Origin of the sequence: Psychrobacter sp. (assembly GCF_018260395.1) — a bacterium.
Lineage (GTDB): Bacteria > Pseudomonadota > Gammaproteobacteria > Pseudomonadales > Moraxellaceae > Psychrobacter.
Genome location: NZ_JAGLBC010000177.1, coordinates 1 through 4042, shown reverse-complemented (window position 1 = coordinate 4042; position 4042 = coordinate 1). Strand labels below are relative to the sequence as shown.

At 40.9% G+C, this 4042-nt stretch carries 2 protein-coding genes; both read left to right on the top strand.

What is annotated here, in order from left to right; genetic code table 11:
- Positions 1-32: 32 nt before the first annotated feature.
- On the top strand, positions 33-2504 hold the full coding sequence (locus QZ265_RS10050) for a YgiQ family radical SAM protein (RefSeq protein ID WP_296405818.1): 2472 nt from the start codon (positions 33-35) through the stop codon (positions 2502-2504).
- A gap of 374 nt (positions 2505-2878) precedes the next feature.
- Positions 2879-3739, top strand: a complete 861-nt coding sequence (locus tag QZ265_RS10045) for a DsbC family protein (protein ID WP_296405817.1) — start codon at positions 2879-2881, stop codon at positions 3737-3739.
- The last annotated feature ends 303 nt before the right edge of the window (positions 3740-4042 follow it).

Genomic DNA, 4042 nt, shown 5'->3' with positions numbered 1-4042 from the left:
TTTCTTTATTAAATCATTGTTAGGTCAAAACCATGTCTGCTGATACCCTCGCCCGCACCGCTTTTAAACAAGGTGTTACGCCCTTATACGACTATGATAAGCACTGGGCAAGCTGCTACGAGCCTGCCCCCTTCTTGCCCATGAGCCGAAGCGAGATGGACGAGTTGGGCTGGGATGCTTGTGATGTGATTATTATCTCAGGAGATGCTTATGTTGATCATCCAAGCTTTGGCATGGCGATTATTGGCCGTCTTCTAGAAGCACAAGGCTTTCGTGTCGGTATCATTGCACAGCCCGACTGGACCAGTAAAGATGCCTTTATGGAACTGGGTAAACCGGTTTATGCTTATGGTGTCACTGCGGGCAACATGGACAGCATGATTAACCGCTACACTGCTGATCGCCGTATTCGTAGCGATGATGCCTATTCTCCTGACAATGCGCCGGATAAGCGTCCAGACCGCGCTGCTATAGTATATAGCCAGCGTTGCCGTGAAGCCTATCCAGATGTACCTATTATATTAGGGGGTATTGAGGGTAGTTTACGCCGTATCGCCCATTATGATTATTGGTCGGACAAAGTACGCCGTAGTATATTACTTGATAGCCGTGCTGATGTCTTATTATATGGTAATGCAGAACGTGCGATTGTCGATGTGGTACATGGCTTGTCGAAAGGCTATACTTTTGAACAAATGAGCCATTTACGCGGTACGGCTTATTTATTGACCCCTTCACGCCGCCACTGGAAAGCGGACATGGTTGAGGTCTCTAGCAATGATGTGGATACCGTTGGCCGTGTCGACCCGATTATCAACCCTTATGTCATGACCGAAGATTTGGACAGTTGCTCCATTGAAAAAGAAAAAGGTAACTCTGAGCAAAAGGTTAATGAGAGCCTATCCGCGCTGCAACGCCCCTCTAGTCTTGAGAAGCAGTATCAAGGTTTTAAGGCAGAGCCAGTTGAGAATAAAGTAATCAATGCCGATCAAGTTAATGATGACGTGCAGCTTGTTAAGATAATCGGTCTTGAGACAGTTAAGCCAAAAACTGCCCGTAAACACAAGCTAAAACTGCCGCCCCGCGAAAAAACCGTTATTCGTTTGCCAGATTACGAACAAGTAAAATCAGATCCGGTGCTATATGCCCATGCCAACCGCATTTTGCATTTGGAAACCAATCCCGGTAATGCGCGCGCCTTGGTTCAACGTCATGGCACTGGCGGTGGCAACTCTAGAACCGATATTGATGTGTGGTTAAACCCTCCTCCGATTCCATTATCTATGGAAGAGATGGATTACGTGTTTGATTTACCTTATGCCCGAGTGCCGCATCCTAGTTATGGCAAAGCGCGTATTCCAGCATTTGATATGATTAAGTTTTCGGTTAATATCATGCGTGGCTGCTTTGGCGGTTGTACGTTTTGTTCTATCACTGAGCATGAAGGGCGTATCATACAGAACCGTTCTGAAGAGTCAATCTTGCGTGAAGTCGAAGCCATTCGTGATACAGCACCTAATTTTACCGGTGTGATTTCAGATTTGGGTGGCCCAACCGCCAATATGTACCGTCTAAGCTGTAAAGATGAGTCCATCGAGAAGAATTGCCGCAAGCCATCCTGCGTATATCCTGATATTTGTGAAAACCTATTAACGGATCATAGTAATTTAACCAAGCTATATCGTAAAGCCCGTGATATCAAAGGTGTTAAAAAGATTTTAATTGCTTCAGGCTTACGCTATGATTTGGCAGTAAAAGATCCTGAATACGTCAAAGAACTCGTTACCCATCACGTCGGTGGTTATCTTAAAATTGCCCCTGAGCATTCTGAGACCAACGTTTTATCGAAGATGATGAAACCGGGTATGGGCTCCTACGACACCTTTAAACAGATGTTTGAACAATACAGCGTCGAGGCAGGCAAAGAGCAGTATTTGATCCCTTATTTTATTGCCGCCCATCCAGGTACGACAGATGAAGACATGATGAATCTAGCATTGTGGCTCAAGCGCAATGACTTTAGAACCGACCAAGTTCAAGCGTTCTACCCTAGTCCCATGGCAACCGCGACCACCATGTATCACACTCACAAAGATCCGCTGCATAAAGTAACTCGTGAAGGTGGCGATGTGGATATCGTTAAATCTGGCAAGCAGCGCAAATTGCATAAAGCCTTCTTACGCTATCATGATCCCAAAAACTGGGCCATGCTTCGTGCTGCCCTAATACGTCTGGGGCGCGAGGACTTAATCGGTACTGCCCGTCATTGTTTAATTCCGCCATTTAACGCAAGCTTAGAGGGCAAAGACAGTCAAGACACTTATCAATCCGCCCGTAAGAAAAACAGCCGTGTTGGTTCGGATTCTATTAAGCGTTCTGGCTCAAATAAACGAAGCACCAATTCAACGGCTCAAGCCAAGCCCACACGTAATAGAAGCAATCAGGTGAAAAAAGGCAATTTCCAAACCCAGCATACTGGATTGCCGCCACGTGCTACCAAATAAAGGGATTAGCACCTAGATTTATTTATACTGTTTTTTCGCTAATTAGCACAGTTTTTTCTCATTAATTGCCTCACTGTTAACTGCAGTGGGGCTTTTGTTTATCTAGATTCTATCGCCAATATAATATGCTAAACTTATATCTGTTATTTATTACTACAAAGTATTAATTTTAATCACTATAAACTATTAATCTACATTGTTTATCAGTTGTTTTTCAATTGGTTTAATCTATAGTAGTTTCAATATTTAGCCAAATTTATTTATTAATGAAAACAATGAATCACACTAATTAACCATCTTACTTAGCTACATTATTTATTTATATTATTTAGCGACATCAATCCTTCAAAATCCTCGTCTAAGAGATAAGCGTTATGAGCAAACTATTGAATAAAACCTTTGTAACCTCTACTCCAAAATTATCAAAAATGGCGTTTTTGGCATTGGCAGTGGCTATCACCGGATGTAATAGCAACATTACTGAAGCTAAGCAGAATAATGCTATGAATAATGAAACTGCAACGAATACTGCCACTAATACTTCTGTAAAAACTGACACTGCCTCTCCTGAGTCAGATGCTAGCGTTGTAAAAGCGATAGAAGAAAATCTAAAAGCTTCAGGTGTTGAACAAAAAATTATTTCAGCTGTGCCTACCAGTATGCAGAACATTTACTGGGTAAATGCTGAGGGCTCACCAGCTTTTTATAGTGATAAAGAAGGTCGTCACATTATATTAGGTCAAATTTTAGAGGTCGGCAAAGACCATCCTGTTGAAATTAGTAGCGCCCTTACAGCCAAAGTTGCCAAAGAAAAATTAGCTGCTGTAGATAAAAGTGAGATGATCATTTATCCAGCCAAAGGCGTTACCAAAGCGGTTGTTTATAGCTTTACAGATGCTGACTGTCCTTATTGCGCTAAAATGCATTCCGAAATGAACCAAATCAATGCTGAAGGTATTGAAGTAAGATATTTAGCTTGGCCACGTAGCGAGGACAGCGTGCCAAAAATGGAGGCCATTTGGTGTAGCGCTGACCGTAAAACAGCTATGGACAAAGCAAAAAACGGTGAAGCAATTACAGCTCCGAAGTGCAAGAATCCTGTACGATCACATATGAAATTAGGCTTAAGCTTAGGAGTTAGTGGTACCCCTGCGGTCTTTACTGAATCTGGCATACAGATTGGCGGTTATTTGCCTGCCAAAGAATTGGCGGCAGCTGCTATTAACAATTCTTAATCTAATAAATATTTATAGATTTATTATTTATATTTATATTAGTTTTACAGTCTAAATCTTATAATGAGGGGTATGGTTTCACAATAAATCATACCCTTTATATTATATTTATACGCAGCTCAAGTTTTAATATAAATATATTCATATATAGTTCTGACATAATTAACTAACATAATTTACATATAATTAATAATTTCATTTTAATAGTATGATTAACATTATTTAAAAATAATTAATAGTTTATTTTTTAATTACTTAGATTAACAGACCAAGTGCAACGTTAGATATTAAAGAATACCTCAT

What these genes read in the sequence shown, in the direction of transcription:
- QZ265_RS10050 (WP_296405818.1), top strand. Translation starts at nt 33, where the DNA reads ATGTCTGCTGATACCCTCGCCCGCACCGCTTTTAAACAAGGTGTTACG.
- QZ265_RS10045 (WP_296405817.1), top strand. Translation starts at nt 2,879, where the DNA reads ATGAGCAAACTATTGAATAAAACCTTTGTAACCTCTACTCCAAAATTA.